Annotated in this window: 10 protein-coding genes; 6 read left to right on the top strand and 4 right to left on the bottom strand. The window is 69.7% G+C overall.

Going from position 1 to position 13,393, the window contains the following annotated elements; translation table 11 throughout:
- Nucleotides 1-459: 459 nt before the first annotated feature.
- The gene (locus tag ACIBW9_RS24230; RefSeq protein ID WP_398958715.1) at nt 460-921 is read left to right on the top strand and encodes an ATP-binding protein; all 462 of its coding nucleotides are present in this window, start codon (nt 460-462) and stop codon (nt 919-921) included.
- A 366-nt stretch (nt 922-1,287) separates the two neighbouring features.
- On the opposite strand, the gene ACIBW9_RS24225 is transcribed toward ACIBW9_RS24230, so the two are convergent.
- Complete coding sequence (locus tag ACIBW9_RS24225) at nt 1,288-2,214, bottom strand: cyclase family protein (protein WP_398958270.1); 927 nt, start codon at nt 2,212-2,214, stop codon at nt 1,288-1,290.
- 84 nt (nt 2,215-2,298) lie between these two features.
- Here ACIBW9_RS24225 and ACIBW9_RS24220 point away from each other — a divergent pair, with 84 nt between their 5' ends.
- From ACIBW9_RS24220 to ACIBW9_RS24210, 3 genes are all read left to right on the top strand, one after another.
- Nucleotides 2,299-3,210 carry an SDR family oxidoreductase gene (locus ACIBW9_RS24220; protein ID WP_398958269.1) on the top strand — a complete coding sequence of 304 codons (912 nt, stop codon included), beginning with the start codon at nt 2,299-2,301 and terminating at the stop codon, nt 3,208-3,210.
- Between the two features lie 135 nt (nt 3,211-3,345).
- Complete coding sequence (locus tag ACIBW9_RS24215; protein WP_398958267.1) at nt 3,346-4,494, top strand: acyl-CoA dehydrogenase family protein; 1,149 nt, start codon at nt 3,346-3,348, stop codon at nt 4,492-4,494.
- Nucleotides 4,494-5,543 (top strand): Zn-dependent alcohol dehydrogenase, encoded by a 1,050-nt coding sequence (locus ACIBW9_RS24210; RefSeq protein WP_398958264.1) that lies wholly within the window; start codon nt 4,494-4,496, stop codon nt 5,541-5,543. The genes ACIBW9_RS24215 and ACIBW9_RS24210 overlap by 1 nt, the downstream gene beginning before the upstream one ends.
- On the opposite strand, the gene ACIBW9_RS24205 is transcribed toward ACIBW9_RS24210, so the two are convergent.
- Nucleotides 5,533-6,537: a GlxA family transcriptional regulator gene (locus ACIBW9_RS24205; protein ID WP_398958262.1), complete on the bottom strand. Its 1,005-nt coding sequence runs from the start codon at nt 6,535-6,537 to the stop codon at nt 5,533-5,535. The genes ACIBW9_RS24210 and ACIBW9_RS24205 overlap by 11 nt on opposite strands.
- 71 nt (nt 6,538-6,608) lie before the next feature.
- On the opposite strand from ACIBW9_RS24205, the gene ACIBW9_RS24200 reads away from it, so the two are divergent.
- Nucleotides 6,609-7,946, top strand: a complete 1,338-nt coding sequence (locus ACIBW9_RS24200) for an MFS transporter (RefSeq protein WP_398958260.1) — start codon at nt 6,609-6,611, stop codon at nt 7,944-7,946.
- Here the strand turns inward: ACIBW9_RS24200 and ACIBW9_RS24195 are convergent.
- Both ACIBW9_RS24195 and ACIBW9_RS24190 read right to left on the bottom strand, forming a co-directional pair.
- A complete protein-coding gene (locus ACIBW9_RS24195) occupies nt 7,943-9,472 on the bottom strand; it encodes an ATP-binding protein (RefSeq protein WP_398958258.1) in 1,530 nt (509 codons plus the stop codon). The genes ACIBW9_RS24200 and ACIBW9_RS24195 overlap by 4 nt on opposite strands.
- A 63-nt stretch (nt 9,473-9,535) precedes the next feature.
- The gene (locus ACIBW9_RS24190; protein ID WP_398958256.1) at nt 9,536-9,751 is read right to left on the bottom strand and encodes a hypothetical protein; all 216 of its coding nucleotides are present in this window, start codon (nt 9,749-9,751) and stop codon (nt 9,536-9,538) included.
- 162 nt (nt 9,752-9,913) lie between these two features.
- Here ACIBW9_RS24190 and pglX point away from each other — a divergent pair, with 162 nt between their 5' ends.
- Nucleotides 9,914-13,393 carry a BREX-2 system adenine-specific DNA-methyltransferase PglX gene (pglX, locus tag ACIBW9_RS24185; protein WP_398958254.1) on the top strand — a complete coding sequence of 1,160 codons (3,480 nt, stop codon included), beginning with the start codon at nt 9,914-9,916 and terminating at the stop codon, nt 13,391-13,393.

Raw genomic sequence — 13,393 nt, 5'->3', positions numbered from 1 at the left:
CCGCGCTCGTCGTTGTCGCGGATTGTGGCATACCGGAATTACGGAGCGTTGATATCGGGTTGTGTCCTACGCGTGACCCGTCACGTCCTGGAGTCGGCGTCCCGCTCCGGTACCTTCTGTGGGATGCGAGAGGCTGAGAGCATGAGCCGTACCGGTGTTGCCCCCGGGGTGATGCCGGAACTGGCCTGTTCGAGTCCCCGCAGTGAGCGTCGCACAGTATGCCGCACGGGTACTCCTTCGCGCTGGAATATGCCCGAAGCGCTTGTTGGCGTGACTGTACGTCAACCATGCTGTCTCTTAAGGGATTCACAGTCCGTGACCCTTGCTCTGGGCTCTGCACTGGCCATTGTTCTGGTCATGCAGAAAATGGCTACGATCGTGGCCCTCGTTGCGGCGCGCGCGTGGCGCGAGGTCATGTGTCCGCCGGTTCGGATGGTGTGAGCGGTGCAGGTGCTTCAGGTGCAGCTGGAAGTCCGGCCCGACCCCGCTGAGGTGGGGCGAGCCCGGCGGTGGGCGCGTTCCCGCCTCGCCGGGTCCGGGATAGAGGCCGACGAGCCGCTCGCCGAGACGCTGATCCTGCTCGTCTCCGAACTGGTCACCAACGCCGTGGTGCACACCGGCTGTCCGGCCGTGCTGCGGCTCTCCCTGCCCGGTGTGGCCGCCGAAGCGGCCACCGTCCGCCTCGAGGTGGCCGACAGCAGCGACCGGGCCCCCGTGCCCCGGTGCGCCGACGGTGATGCGACCGGCGGCCGCGGACTCGCCCTCGTCGACGGTCTCGCCGACCGTTGGGGCTGGAGCCCCGAGGGTGCGGGCAAGCGCATCTGGTGCGAACTCGACCGCTGCGCACAGACCCGGCAGACCGCACAGGCCTGTGTGGGCGGCGTGACGGCGTACGAGGGGCTGGCGTTCGAGGCGGTGTGACCGGCGCACGGGTGCGGGGGATCCGGCGGCGCGGGTGCACGGTCGCAGAAACCGCTCTCACGCCCTGGCCGACTGAGGCGATGCGCCGGGATGTGCTTCTGTGCGCGCCCGCGACAAATTGGGCTTAAGTAATAAATCCCCGTACGGGTGTTGACGCATCGTGTCCGTTTGATCACGCTTGTGGTCAGCGATTCGCCGTGAGGGGACGACGAGGGCTTCGGTGACGGGAGCCCTCGACGAGTGCGGATCGTGATTCGGCGTCGGCTCCCTCAGGGCCCAAGGAGTCGGGGCGGGTGCGCCGGAGTCGGTCGGCGGCGCGTGGTGCCGTGCTCGGGGCGGGAGCACCGCGCCGCCGGTCGACGAACCTCACAGGATGGCGACTGGGGCCACCGGAGTCCCGGTCGCGCCGACGAAGGGCTCGGGCATCGCCGAGAGCAGGAACGTGTATCGGCCAGCTTCTCCACAGGCTGTGGACAACTCTTCGAGATTCCAGTTCTGACCCTGCAGCATCCCCATCTCCACCAGGTCGAGCGCGTGTACGGGCAGCCACAGGTCCTCGATCTCGGGCGGGAAGATCTCGAACGTGAGGGTGTCGTTCGCGACGGCGGCGACATCGCGCGCGTGGAACCACTCCGGGGTGCGGATCGACAGACCCGGCGAGGGATAGCCGTACGCGTGCCTGTCCCCGGCGAGACAGACCTGGATCTGCCCGGTGCGTACGAGCACGATGTCACCGGCACGCACGCGCGTACCGGCCATCTCCTCGGCGGTCTCCAGGTCTTCGGGGGTGACCGCGTGCCCACCCTCCAGCCGGTCGACGCCACGCGCGCGTGCCACATCCAGCAGCACCCCGCGCGAGACGACGTGCCGCGTCTTGTCGATACCGCTGAACTCGGCGCCGCCGTGCGCGGTGACGGTGCCGGCCGGGCGGCCGTTGTAGAGCCGGCCCGAGTGCGAGACATGGGGCAGCGCGTCCCAGTGGGTGGCGGCCTGCAGTCCCATGGTCACGGCGTCGTCGCTGCACGCCACCGACCCCGGGCCGAACAGCTCCTGGTTGATCTGCACCATCGCGTGCAGCGGATTGACCCGCCCCGGGATCATCCCGGTCTGCACGCCGTCCTGCTGCAGGGGCAGCGCGAGGGGGATGCGGCGGCCCGTGCGGACGGTCGCGGCGGCCTCGCGGACGACCTCGTCGGTGATCAGGTTGAGGGTGCCGATCTCGTCGTCGGCGCCCCAACGGCCCCAGTTGTTCACGCGCTTGGCGATCTCGGCGAACTCCGCGGGCATCGACATCGGCTCTCCCCGGGGCTTGTCTCCAGGTATCTGACGGGTCATAAAATCTAACGGTCCGTCAGAAACCGCGGGAAGGGGCCGGACGTGGGGAACTTCTTGGCAGGCAAGGTCGTCGCCGTGACGGGCGCCGGACGGGGCATCGGCCGTGCGGTGGCGCTGGCCGCGGCGGCCGAGGGGGCGAAGGTCGTCGTCAACGACTACGGGGTCGCCGTCGACGGGGCCTCGCCCACCAGCGAGGTCGCCGAGAGCGTCGTCAAGGAGATCGAGGCGGCGGGCGGGGATGCCGTAGCGGTGGCCGACAACGTGTCCACGATGGCCGGCGGGCAGCGGGTGGTCGACGTCGCTCTCTCGTCGTACGGGCGGCTCGACGGTGTGGTGTGCGTCGCCGGGATCCTGCGCGAGCGGATGCTGTTCAACATGTCCGAGGAGGAGTGGGACCCGGTGGTGGCCACCCACCTGAAGGGCACGTTCACGGTGTTCCGGGCGGCTTCCGCGGTGATGCGGCGGCAGCGGGCGGGCACGTTGATCGGGTTCACCAGCGGGAACCATCAGGGGTCGGTCTCACAGGCGAACTACAGCGCGGCCAAGGGCGGGATCATCTCGCTGGTGCGGAGCGCTGCGCTGGGCCTGCACAAGTACGGGGTGAGTGCCAATGCGGTGGCGCCCGTTGCGCGTACGCGGATGTCGGCGAACGTTCCCATGGAGCTGACGGAGATCGGGGAACCGGAGGATGTGGCCGCCCTGGTGGTGTACCTGCTGTCCGACCGGGCGAAGGAGCAGGGGATCACCGGGCAGGTCTACACGATCGCGGGGCCGAAGTTGGCGGTTTGGGCTCAGCCGCGGGAGCTTCGCTCGGCGTATGCCGAGGGTTCCTGGACTCCGGAGCGGGTTGCGGAGGTTTTGCCGGGGGCGGTGGGGGTGGATCCGATGCCGATGCTTGAGCGGTTGGCTGCGATGGAAAAAGCCGCTGCGCGGGGCGACAGGCCGAATGCCTGAGAGCTCGGGGGAGCTTGTGGTTTGGCGGGTGCGGGTTGTTGGTGGCTTGTCGCGCCCACGCGGCGGAGCCGCAAATCGACACAGCCCCGCGCCCCTAGGGAGCTCATGCTGACCGGCGGTGAGAGGAGACCCCCAGTGGACTTTGGGTTCAGTGCCCAGGATGAGGCGTTTCGTTCAGAAGCGAAGGCGTGGCTGTCCGGGCACGTCGACGCCGGGCGGGACCGCCGTGCTTGGGAGCGCACTCTCGGGAAAGCCGGATGGATCGGGCTCGGGTGGTCGGAAGGCGGGTACGGCAATCGGACTGCCACGCTTACCCAACAAGTCGTCTGGGCCGAGGAGTACGCGCGGTCTGGAGCTCCGCCGCGGTCGGGGCACATCGGGGAGAAGTTGCTCGCGCCTACCCTTCTCGCGCACGGAACGCCGGATCAGAAGAGCCGGTTCCTTCCTCCTGTCGCCACCGGTGACGAGCTGTGGTGTCAGGGGTACAGCGAACCCGGTGCCGGGTCCGATCTGGCCGGGGTGCGTACGGCGGCCGTACGCGACGGGTCCGGTTATCGGATCACCGGGCAGAAGATCTGGACCTCGCTGGCGCACGAGGCCGACTGGTGCTTTGTGCTGGCCCGGACCGAACCCGGGTCCCGGCGGCACCACGGGCTGACGTTTCTCCTCGTCCCCATGGACCAGCCGGGGCGGATCGAGGTGCGGCCCATTCGGCAGCTGACCGGGACCAGCGACTTCAATGAGGTCTTCTTCGACGGGGCACGCGCCCGCGTGGAGCACGTCGTCGGGGGTGAAGGGGGCGGGTGGAAGGTCGCGATGAGTCTGCTCGGGTTCGAGCGGGGGGTTTCCACGCTGGCCCAGCAGGTCGGGTTCGCACAGGAGTTGGGGACTGTGGTGCGGGCCGCCGTCGAGACCGGGGCGGTCGCCGATCCCGTCGTACGGGAGCGGCTGGTACGGCAGTGGGCCGAGCTGCGGACCATGCGGTGGAACGCCCTGCGGACGCTCGGGGGTTCCGGAGATGCCGGGGCGTCCAGCGTGGCCAAGTTGTTGTGGGGCGGCTGGCATCAGCGGCTCGGGGAGCTGGCGATGCAGGTGCGCGGGGCCGCGGCGGGGGTCGGGCCGGTGGACTGGTCGCCGACGGCGCCGTACGAACTCGACTCGTTGCAGCATCTGTTCCTGTTCTCCCGCGCCGACACGATCTACGGCGGTTCGGACCAGGTCCAGCGCACGATCATCGCCGAGCGGGTGCTCGGCCTGCCCAGGGAGCCCAAGGGGGTCTTCTGATGCGCGGTGTGGTGTTCGACGGCAAGCGGCTCGAGGTCGTGGACGACCTGGAGGTGCGGGAGCCGGGGCCGGGGGAGGTGCAGGTCGCCATCTCGGCAGCCGGGTTGTGCCACAGCGATCTGTCTGTGGTGGACGGGACCATACCTTTCCCCGTTCCTGTGGTGCTCGGGCATGAGGGCGCGGGGGTGGTGGAGGCCGTCGGCGCCGGGGTCACGCATGTGGGAGTGGGTGATCATGTCGCACTGTCCACGCTGGCCAACTGCGGTACCTGCGCGGAGTGCGACCGGGGGCGGCCGACGATGTGCCGGCAGGCGATCGGGCGTCCGGGGCGGCCGTTCGTGCAAGGGGGGCGTCCGGTGTACCAGTTCGCCTCCAACTCGGCTTTCGCGGAACGGACCGTGGTGAAGGCGGTGCAGGCGGTCCGGATTCCCGAGGACATCCCCCTGCCGGCCGCCGCGCTGATCGGGTGCGGGGTGCTGACCGGGGTGGGCGCCGTGCTCAACCGGGCGAGGGTCGACCGTGGGGACAGCGTGCTGGTCATCGGCACCGGCGGCATCGGGCTCAACGTCATCCAGGGCGCACGGATCGCGGGCGCCCTGCGGATCGTCGCCGTCGACGCGAACCCGGCGAAGGAGGCGGTGGCCCGGCAGTTCGGGGCGACGCACTTCCTGACGTCGACGGACGGGGTGAAGGAGATCCTGCCCACGGGGGCCGACCACGCCTTCGAGTGCGTCGGGCGGGTGGAACTGATCCGGCAGGCGATCGACCTGCTCGACCGGCATGGCCAGGCCGTGCTGCTGGGCGTGCCCGCGGCGACCGCGGAGGCCTCCTTCCTTGTCTCCTCCATGTACCTCGACAAGTCCATCCTGGGCTGCCGGTACGGCTCTTCACGCCCGCAGCGGGACATCGCGCTCTACGCCGACCTGTACCGCGAAGGACGGCTGCTGCTCGACGAGTTGGTGACCGAGACCTACCCGATCGAGGACTTCGAGAAGGCGAAGGCGGACGCGGAGGCGGGGCGGGTGGCGCGCGGGGTGCTCATGTTCTGACGCCGGAGCGGAAAGTACGGCGATACGCGGTGGGCGTGACCCCCAGGACCGTCTGCAGGTGCTGGCGCATGGACTGTGCCGTGCCGAAGCCCGCCTCCCGGGCCACCTGGTCGACGGACAGGTCGGTCGACTCCAGCAGGTGTCGGGCGCGCTCCACGCGTTGCTGGGTGAGCCACTGGCCGGGGCTGACGCCGACCTCCTCGCGGAAGCGGCGGGTGAAGGTGCGTACCGACATGGACTCCTGCGCGGCCATGTCGCGGAGCTGGATCGGCTCGTGCAGGCGGCCCAGGGCCCAGGCGCGGGCGGCCGTCGTGGTCGCCAACTGGGGCTCGGGGACCGGGCGTTGGATGTACTGGGCCTGGCCGCCGTCGCGGTGCGGGGGTACGACCGTGCGGCGGGCGATCTCGTTGGCGACGGCGGTGCCGTGGTCGCGGCGCACCATGTGCAGGCACAGGTCGATGCCGGCCGCGACGCCGGCCGAGGTGAGGATGTCGCCGTCGTCGATGAACAGCACGTTCGGGTCGACGTCGATCTTCGGGAAGAGGCGTTGCAGCTGGTCGGTCTCCGCCCAGTGGGTGGTCGCGGGGCGGCCGTCGAGGTAGCCGGCCGCGGCGAGCACGAACACTCCGGTGCAGATGGAGGCGAGCCGGGTGCCGGGCCGGATGTGGGCGAGGGCGGCGGCCAGCTCCTCGGTGAGGACGCCCTCCTCGAAGACCGGGCCGAGTTCGTACGACGCCGGGACGATGACCGTGTCGGCGGTGGCCAGGGCCTCCGGACCGTTCTCGATCTGGATGGCGAAGTCGGCGTCGGTCTCCACCGGGCCCGGTGGCCGGATCGAGCAGGTCACGACCTCGTACAGATGCCGTCCCCGGGCATCCTTGGGGCGCCCGAAAATGCGGTGCGGGATGCCCAGCTCGAAGGGGAGCAGGCCGTCGAGGGCGAGGACGACCACGCGGTGCGGGCGGAAATCCGGGGCAGCCGGCTCTCTGCTCATGGCCCGATCCTAGCGAATGCTGTCCTTCGGGCCAGTGGATGCGTTCGGTTCCGGCCTGGATGCTCTATGTCGTGACCCAGACAACCGAACCCGCAGCAGTCGAGACGGCCCCCGAGTCCGGGCGATCCCCCCGCACCCGTGTCCACCGGGCGTGGTTCGTCGCCGCCGTCACCTTCGTGACGATCATCGGCGCGGCCGCCTTCCGCTCACTTCCCGGCCTGCTCATCGACCCGCTGCACCAGGAGTTCGGCTGGGCGCGCGGCACGATCGGGGCGGCGGTCTCCGTCAACCTGGCGCTGTACGGCCTCACCGCCCCGTTCGCGGCGGCGCTGATGGACCGTTTCGGCATCCGCAAGGTCGTGGCCGTCGCATTGACCGTGATCGCGCTCGGCTCGGGCCTGACGGTGTGGATGACGGCAGCCTGGCAGCTGCTGCTGTGCTGGGGACTGCTGGTGGGCCTCGGCTCCGGCTCGATGGCCCTCGCCTTCGCCGCGACCGTGACCAACCGCTGGTTCACCGAGCGCCGCGGCCTGGTCACGGGCATCCTCACCGCCGCCTCGGCCTCCGGCCAGCTGATCTTCCTGCCGCTGCTGTCCTGGATCGTCGAGAAGCACGACTGGCGCCCGGCGGCCGTCACGGTGGCCCTCGCCGCCCTCGCGGTCGTGCCCTTCGTCTGGCTGCTGCTGCGGGACCACCCTGCGGACCTGGGCCTCAAGCCGTACGGCGCCAAGGAGTTCGTGCCGAAGCCGGAGCCCGCGGTGGGGGCCGCCCGTCGAGCGGTGACCGTGCTGTTCACGGCGTCCCGCACCGGCACCTTCTGGCTGCTGGCCGGCACCTTCGCGATCTGCGGCGCCTCCACCAACGGGCTGATCCAGACCCACTTCGTGCCCGCCGCCCACGACCACGGCATGCCCGTCACGGCGGCGGCCTCGCTGCTCGCGGTCATCGGTGTGTTCGACGTGGCCGGCACGATCGCCTCCGGCTGGTTCACGGACCGCTTCGAACCGCGCCGGCTGCTGGCGGTCTACTACGCCCTGCGCGGCATCAGCCTGCTCTTCCTGCCGATGCTCCTCGCCCCGTCGGTCCACCCCCCGATGCTGTTCTTCATCGTCTTCTACGGCCTCGACTGGGTCGCCACCGTCCCGCCGACCGTCGCCCTGTGCCGGGAGCAGTACGGCGACGACAGCGCGATCGTCTTCGGCTGGGTCCTCGCCTCCCACCAGGTCGGCGCCGCGCTGGTCGCCTTCCTCGGGGGCGTCGCACGTGACGTCTTCGGCTCGTACGACATGGTCTGGTACGCCTCCGGGGCGCTGTGCGCGGTGGCGGCGCTGATGGCGTTGGTGATCCGGCGGAGGCCGGCCGCTCCTGCGGGAGAACTCGGGGCTGCGGGCCGGCCGCTGCCGGCCTAGAGCAGGAAGCCGTCCGGCACGGCCCGGCCGTACAACTCGTCCAGGCCGATGAGCAGCACCCCGCCGCGTGCTGCCTCGGTCCGCAGAGCCTCGCTGAATCCCGCTGCGCTGAAACACGCCAACCCGCAGTGCGATGTGTTCATGCCGCGCCCGTTGAGCAACTCCCTCGCCCTCGCGAGGCGCTCAAGATGGCCCACCCCCATGACCGTGCCCCACTTCGCCTCCCCGAGCAGGGCGACCGACTGGCGGCTGCCGCCGGACCCCTGTTCGACCACGGCCACGTCGATCTGGATCTGCCGGCGCTCTCTCGGATCGGTCACGACACCACCGCCGACCTCGCCCGAAGAGGTACTGAGCAGAGTCCTCCCGGGCCCCAGGACATACTCGCGGCACATCGCCTCGAAGTGCGGACCGACCACCTGCGCCGCGAAACGTTGTCCTGCCTGGGCCCACACCTCCGTGGCCTGGCCTCCTTCCAGCCGGGCCCAGGCGGGTCGCATGACGGCTTCGTAGAAGTTGATCAGGGGCTCCGTGATGCGGTACTGGGATTTGCCTGTCCGGAAGATGTCTGCCTCCCGCACCAGGAGATGGCTGTCCTCCAGAACATTGAGCGGATGTGAGATGTCGACGGACTTGCGGCCGATGTACCCGGCGATACCCCCCCGCGTGCTGTTGCCCTGCGCCACGGCGGCCAGTACGGAGTGGTACAGCGCCGTGTCCCGGATATCGGCTTCTTCGGCGAGCAGATACCGGGCCTCTCGGAAGAGCGGACTGAACGGCGAAAGGACCGTGCGGCAGATCCATTCGTCGAAGGCGCCCAGGTCGGCCGGGACGTCGTCCGCCAGGAACTGGCGCCGGTAAGCGGGGGTGCCACCCAGAACCGCGTGCAACCGGGTGGCGAGTGCCGGGTCGGCGGCCACGCCCCAGAAGTCCGCCGCCGCCCGGTAGCCGAAGGGACGTACGACCAGTTCGAGCTGGGCCCGGCCGCGCAGGGGCGCACTGCTGGCCAGCAGACCGCCCATGACGGACATCGCCGAACCGCACAGCAGCAGGCGCATACGGCTCTCTTCCACCTGACCGCGGTCGATCGCGCGCTGAATGAGCGAGGGCAGTTCGGGGGCGGCCCTGACCAGATAGGGGAACTCGTCGATGACCACGAGGAACGGTGTGTCCGGCGCGGAACCACCGGGCGTCCGGGTGTCGGAGGCGGCGAGCCCGAAGAGATAGGAGACCGCGTCATCCCAGGTGGAGAAGGAAAAGGCCACAGGGGAGCCCAGGTACTCGGCCAGGGCGGCGCTGAACTGTCGAAGAGACTCTGCCTCGGTGGCGTCGGTCGCCCCGAAGTAGAACCCGCCGCACTGCTCGACAAGCGCCCGCAGCAGATACGTCTTGCCCATGCGCCGCCTGCCGCTGAGGACTCCGAGGGCGGCGTGCGGCAGGGACCGGCCGACGAAGGCGGTGAGCGCGTCCCACTCGGGGCCTCGGTCGAAGACACGCGACGGCTTTGCCGGCCTGGGCTGCTGCATGACCACTCCTCCGCGGACGGGTAGACCTTAGGACTGCACTTCTAAGGAGTGTAGACCTAAGTACTAGCCGCTGATGAATTCACCGATCGTGATTCCCAGGACCGCGACTCCGGCGAACGCGGCCCCGCCCGCCGCGAGCGTGTGCATGACCCGGTCCCCGGTCGGGCGGCCTCCCTGCGCCACCCAGAAGACGGCGGCTGTCGAGGAACCGACCACTGCCGCACCGAGCAGGACGATCGCCACCCAAAGCCCTTTGATGTCATTGCTGCCGCCGCCCATGTGAGCCGCCCACCCCTCCGTCCGGAAGTACTCCGAACCATTGAGACCAACCGGGGGAGGAGCGTAGCAGTCATCTCAACACTCTCCGATAATTATGACACTCTCGTGGTGATAGGGTTCCGGGACGCGGTATTGCGCAAGGAATTGACCGGGAAGGGGCCAATGCCCGTCGACAACCGCCTGACCGCTGACCTGGTGCGGCTGATCGCCCGTGTCGAAGCAGACCTGGCGGAAGGAGTCTCCACCGACCCGGCCGTGCGGCAGTGGCGCGAGGAGTACGAGTCGGCCAGGAGCCGAGGCGCGACGGCGAAGACATGGCATACCTGGCTGGACGACAGGTTGTCCCGTACCGCGACGGCCTGGGTCCTGGTGACCGTGATGATCAGGTTCTGCGAGGACAACGGCCTGCTCGACATCTCCCTCGTCGAGGACACGTCGTCCGGCGACCCTGTCGGCGATGCAGTCGACCGATTCCGTGACCACCCCGGTATGGGCATGGTTTTCGCGGACGGCGTCCGCCGTCTGTGGGGTATGCGCCCGGGCCCGCGGGCGCGCGCCGAGCTGCTCGACTTCTGGCGCCGTCGGGCGCCCGACGGCACCCTTGTGCATGACTTCACCGATGCGGCGCGTTCCACGAGCTTCCTGGCGGAGCTCCACTCGTCACTCGACGAGGGCGCGCGACAGACGCACGGCCAGGTGCCGACACCCAGGTTCGTCGTCGATCTCCTCCTTGACTCCGCCCTCGAACCGGCCCTCGGTGAGCAGGTGTCCGACGCGGCGGGGCTCTCCGGTTTCCGGCTCGTCGATCCCGCCTGCGGAACGGGCGCGTTCCTGCTCGGGGCATACGAACGGCTCTTCCGCCGGTGGTCGGAGGTCAAGCCGGACATGAGCCCCTGGCAGCGCGCGGCGCGGGCGCTGCGATCCGTGCACGGATGTGACATCGATCCGTGCGCCGCGCTCGTCACACGGTTTCGCCTGTTGGTGGCTGCGATGACCAGTACGAGGGAGAAGCGCATCGACTACGTTCCGGACCTGCCGTTGGTGGTGGCGGTCGGTGACTCGCTCCTGTACGGCGCTTCCGGTGCGTACGACGCGCCGCGGCCCGCGGACGTCGACTCCGCGGCCGACGTCGACGCGTACGCCGACCGCTACGGGCTCCTCGCCCCCGCTTCCTATCACGTGGTGACGAGCAATCCGCCGTATGTCACGGTCAAGGACAAAGCCCTGTTCGTGGCCTACCGGGACGCCTACGAGAGCTGCAGCGGTCCCTTCGCGCTCGCCGTTCCCTTCACCGAACTCGCCTTCCGTCTCGCACGGCCGGGCCAGGCGGCGGGCCGAGTCGGCCTGCTGACGTCCAACGCCTTCATGAAGCGCGAGTTCGGGCGGAACCTCATCGAGCGCTTCCTTCCCACGGTCGAGATCTCCCATGTCATCGACACCTCAGGGGCATACATCCCCGGACACGGCACCCCGACCGCCGTCCTGCTGGGCCGCAACCGTGCGCCCGATCCCGAAGTGCCCGTGCACGTCGTCGTGGGGCGCCGAGGCGAGTCCGAGGCGCCTGTCGAGCCGGCCGAGGGAGCCGTCTGGAAGTCGTTGCGCGCTCTGGCGGGCGAACCCCGAGCGACGAGTGAATGGGCGGAGTCGTACCTCCAGGACCGTGATCAGCTGTTCTCGTTTCCCTGGACGCTCATCCCGTCGGAGGCCCGCGATGCGCTACGTCGGATGGAAACCGGGCCACGGCTCGGTGACCGCGTGGTCCGCATCGGATACGCCGCGAACACCGGGTCCGACGACATCTTCTGCGCCACGGCCGGCACCTTCCGGCGCTTCGGGGCCGAGGAGAGCGCGACCGTCCCGGTGCTGACCGGATCCGAGGTACGGGACTGGTCGGCGGTCCCGGCGCAGATGGCGTTCTTCCCGCGCACCGGGCACGACCGGACACCCGTCGACCTGCGGCGGATGCCCGGACACCACCGACGTCTGTGGCCGTACCGAACGGTGCTGCGCAAGCGGCCGGGTATGAGGAAGACGGCCCCCTGGTACGACTGGCACCAGATCGCGTCCGGCTCGGACACACACCCCTGGTCCATCGTCTTCCCCTGGGTGGCCACGCACCCTCACTTCAGCCTTCTCCGCGGCTCTGCCCTGCCGTTGAACTCCGCGCCGGAGATCAGGCTGGCACCGAGCGAGGCAGAGGACTCCCACCTCGGGCTCCTCGGCGCTCTCAACAGCTCGGCCGTGTGCTTCTGGCTCAAGCAGATGAGCCAGAGCAAAGGGGGGCCGCGCGCCGACCAGCTCCGTGGCGGTGAGGCATGGGAGAAGATCTACGAGTTCACTTCCACCCGGCTTCTCGATCTGCCCCTGCCCCGGGCATTTCCGTTCGAAGAGGCGGCGGAGCTCGACCGGCTGGCGGCAGAGGCGAGGCACGTTCTGGGGGAGCTCTCCGATCCGGACACCCGGCTCGACGACCAGACCCTCTCCTCGGCCGCGAACCGATGGCACACGCTGAGGTCGCGGATGGTCGCCCTCCAGGAGGAGCTCGACTGGAAGGTATACGTCGGGTACGGCCTGGTGGCCGACGAGGAAGGGCTGAGCGCGGGGGGTGATGTGCCCGCGGTCGCCCCGGGCGAGCGAGCGTTCGAGATCGCGCTGGCGAGGCGACTCGCGGAGGGCGAGATCCGGACCGATTGGTTCGCCCGCCACACGAGAGAAGCGGTGACGGAGGTTCCAGGACACTGGCCCTCGGGATACCGGACCTTGGTGGAGCGCCGGATGAACGCCATCCGGGAGAGCCGAGTGGTGGCGTTGCTGGAGCAACCCGAGTACAAGCGGCGCTGGGCTGCTCCGTCCTGGGACGCGCTGGTCCGCGGCATCCTCAAGGAGCGCCTGCTGGATCGCTGCGAGTCGCCCCGGCTCTGGCACGCGGACGCGGCTCAAGGCCGGCGCCCGGTCGTTCTGACGGTCCGGAAAATGGCCGAACTGCTCGCAAAGGACGAGGACTTCATCGCTGCGGCCGGGCGCTACCTGCCGCGGGCCGGCGTGAGCGAGGTGTTGCTGGACCTACTCGCCGACGAGCATGTACCGCAGGCCACGCCTCTGCGGTACAAGGCGTCCGGTCTGGCCAAGCGGCGCCAGTGGGAGGAGCTGTGGGAGGCCCAGCGCCAGGACGACGGAAAAGAGAACTCCGACACCGCGGTGCCCCGCACGTTGCCGCCGCGCTTCACCTCGGCCGACTTTCTCAGGCCCTCCTACTGGAAGCGGCGCGGGAAGTTCGACGTTCCGAGCGAGCGTTTCGTCTCCTTCGCGTCGTCGGCATCGCCGCTGACCCTCGCGACGTCGATCGGCTGGGGGGGATGGAACGCGTACGAGCGAGCCCTGGCGGTGACGGACCTCCTCGACACCGGTGCGCATGCCCACACACACCGTCCGGAGTCGGCCCTGCCGCTCCTGAGGGCGCTTGCGGACCTGCTGCCCTGGGTCACGGTGCCCGGGGACGGACCCGACGCGGACGCGGGCGCGGGTGAACACGTTCGCCGGTCGTATGCCGAGCATCTCGCCCGCCTCGGTCTGTCGGACGAGGACGTGATGGCGTGGCGGCCCGTCGCTCCGAAGCGGGGCAGACCGCGCAAGGCCGCTTGA

It is taken from the genome of Streptomyces sp. NPDC049541 (assembly GCF_044465725.1).
In the GTDB taxonomy this organism is placed as follows: domain Bacteria; phylum Actinomycetota; class Actinomycetes; order Streptomycetales; family Streptomycetaceae; genus Streptomyces.
The sequence above is the reverse complement of the archived record's forward strand: the minus strand, read 5'-3'. Positions and strand labels throughout refer to the sequence as shown.

Bases quoted from the DNA above. Each gene is read 5' to 3' on its own strand.
- ACIBW9_RS24190 (WP_398958256.1), bottom strand. From the start codon at position 9,751: ATGGGCGGCGGCAGCAATGACATCAAAGGGCTTTGGGTGGCGATCGTC.
- ACIBW9_RS24195 (WP_398958258.1), bottom strand. From the start codon at position 9,472: ATGCAGCAGCCCAGGCCGGCAAAGCCGTCGCGTGTCTTCGACCGAGGC.
- ACIBW9_RS24205 (WP_398958262.1), bottom strand. From the start codon at position 6,537: ATGAGCAGAGAGCCGGCTGCCCCGGATTTCCGCCCGCACCGCGTGGTC.
- ACIBW9_RS24225 (WP_398958270.1), bottom strand. From the start codon at position 2,214: ATGTCGATGCCCGCGGAGTTCGCCGAGATCGCCAAGCGCGTGAACAAC.
- ACIBW9_RS24210 (WP_398958264.1), top strand. From the start codon at position 4,494: ATGCGCGGTGTGGTGTTCGACGGCAAGCGGCTCGAGGTCGTGGACGAC.
- pglX (WP_398958254.1), top strand. From the start codon at position 9,914: ATGCCCGTCGACAACCGCCTGACCGCTGACCTGGTGCGGCTGATCGCC.